Raw genomic sequence first — 1,776 nt, 5'->3', positions numbered from 1 at the left:
AAGCTGGATGGCGCCTGCGACCTGCCGCATCCGCGCCACTACACGCTGAAGACCAGTCCGGAATTCTCGGCGTTGAAGGCGCGGCTGACCGAGGACATCCGCGTCGAGGCGATGCGGACCGCGGACGCGCACTAACCGCTCACGTTCGGTCGTTCCGCGCGTATGGTTTGGGTCAGGCCGCCAGCAATTGCTTGCGGTCGACGCGCTCCTGCTGCGGCGAGCGGGCATAGAGCTCACGGTAGCATTTCGAGAAATGCGAGGCCGAGACGAAGCCGCAGGCGACCGCCACCTCGACCACCGGCATCGACGACTGGATCAAGAGATGCCTTGCGCGGTCGAGGCGGATTTCGAGATAGTAGCGCGCAGGGGAGCGTCCCATCTCGGTTCGGAACAGGCGCTCTATCTGGCGGCGCGACAGGTCGACATGGTCGGCGATCTCGATCAGCGACAGCGGCTCGGACAGATTGGCCTCCATCAGTTCGATGATGGTCAGCACTTTCGAGTTCTGCACACCAAGCCGGGCGCGCAGCGGCAGGCGCTGGCGGTCGGTCGGGCTGCGCACGCGGTCGGTCAGCACCTGCTCGCAGACGCGGTTGACGAGGTTCTCGTCGAAGTCGTCGCCGATCAGCTTCAGCATCATGTCGAGCGCGGCGGTTCCGCCGGCGCAGGTGTAGATGTTCTGGTCGATCTCGAACAGGTCGGCAAAGACATTGGCTTTCGGGAAGGCCTCGGAAAAGCCCGGCAGGTTTTCCCAATGGATGGCGCAGCGCTTGTTCGACAACAGCCCGGCGGAGGCGAGGATATGCGCACCGGTGCACAGGCCACCCACCGCGACGCCGCGATTGTATTCCTCACGCAGCCAGGCAAAGGCCGACTTGTTCTGGTAGCGTTCGACATTGATGCCGCTGCAGACGATGGCCATGTTGGGACGATCCGGCCCCGCCATCTTCTTGCGTTCCTCTTCCAGCGAGGTGTTGACGGCGCATTCGACGCCGTTGGAGGCGCGCACCGGCTTGCCGTCGATGCTGGCAAGGCGCCAGCGATAGGCCTCGTAACCGAGCATCCGATTGGCGGAGCGCAGCGGGTCCAGCGCGGTCGCAAAAGCGATCATGGTGAAATCGGGAACAAGGAAGAACACAAACGACCGCTTGATCGGATGCTTGACGGCGTTCACGGGGAACCTCATCTGGCCATGACGCGAACAGGATGTCGCGAATAGCATAGCGTCATCAGGAAAAACCATTCCTGTCAATCGGCTAGGTGGCTTTGGCAAGATTAAATTTGCGACATGGGTCGCAAATGGGCAATCGCCGCGCGGTGCTGCTCAAACCAGGCCACCGTCAGGTTGTGAAAAGACGATGGAAGCGCAACAAAATAAACGCCGCCTCGGCGGACCGAAGCGGCGGCAGTCAACTCTGAAGCCGTGGCAGGGGAGCGCGGCTCTGGAGGTATTTTGTGTTTCTATGCAGTCCCGAACGGAAAACCGTTACACGATTTTCCTGGAACTAGTCTTATTCAGGCGACGAAGCCGAGGCGCGCCGCAGCCATGGCGCCGGTCTGGCCAGGCATGGTCTTGGCGAGGCGCTGACGCTCGAGCGCCGTGGTCAGGTTCATTTCGCGGCGGGCGAAGAGGCGGGCAAAAAGCTTCATGATCATCTCCAATCGGTTGCTCAGACGGGTCGCCTTCGCTTGATGGAGTGGGGCAGCTCGTTTGCTGACGGTGATATAGGCTTGTGTGAGCGGAAACTAAATCGCAAAAGCGAAGCGCTTGATATG

At 61.3% G+C, this 1,776-nt stretch carries 2 protein-coding genes and 1 pseudogene; 1 reads left to right on the top strand and 2 read right to left on the bottom strand.

Features of this window, described 5'->3' with window-relative positions; all coding sequences use genetic code 11:
• Positions 1-135, top strand: a pseudogene (locus tag EOA36_RS38650) (ABC transporter ATP-binding protein); the annotation flags it as partial.
• Positions 136-172: 37 nt separating this feature from the next.
• On the opposite strand, the gene EOA36_RS34730 reads toward EOA36_RS38650, so the two are convergent.
• Together EOA36_RS34730 and EOA36_RS38865 are read right to left on the bottom strand one after the other, a co-directional pair.
• Complete coding sequence (locus EOA36_RS34730) at positions 173-1,186, bottom strand: GlxA family transcriptional regulator (RefSeq protein WP_348629838.1); 1,014 nt, start codon at positions 1,184-1,186, stop codon at positions 173-175.
• 329 nt (positions 1,187-1,515) lie between these two features.
• On the bottom strand, positions 1,516-1,650 hold the full coding sequence (locus EOA36_RS38865; RefSeq protein WP_127281166.1) for a hypothetical protein: 135 nt from the start codon (positions 1,648-1,650) through the stop codon (positions 1,516-1,518).
• Positions 1,651-1,776 lie beyond the last annotated feature (126 nt).

The sequence above is a fragment of the Mesorhizobium sp. M8A.F.Ca.ET.021.01.1.1 genome (assembly GCF_003998025.1).
Classification (GTDB): domain Bacteria; phylum Pseudomonadota; class Alphaproteobacteria; order Rhizobiales; family Rhizobiaceae; genus Mesorhizobium.
This window is presented reverse-complemented; position numbering and strand designations above follow the sequence as displayed.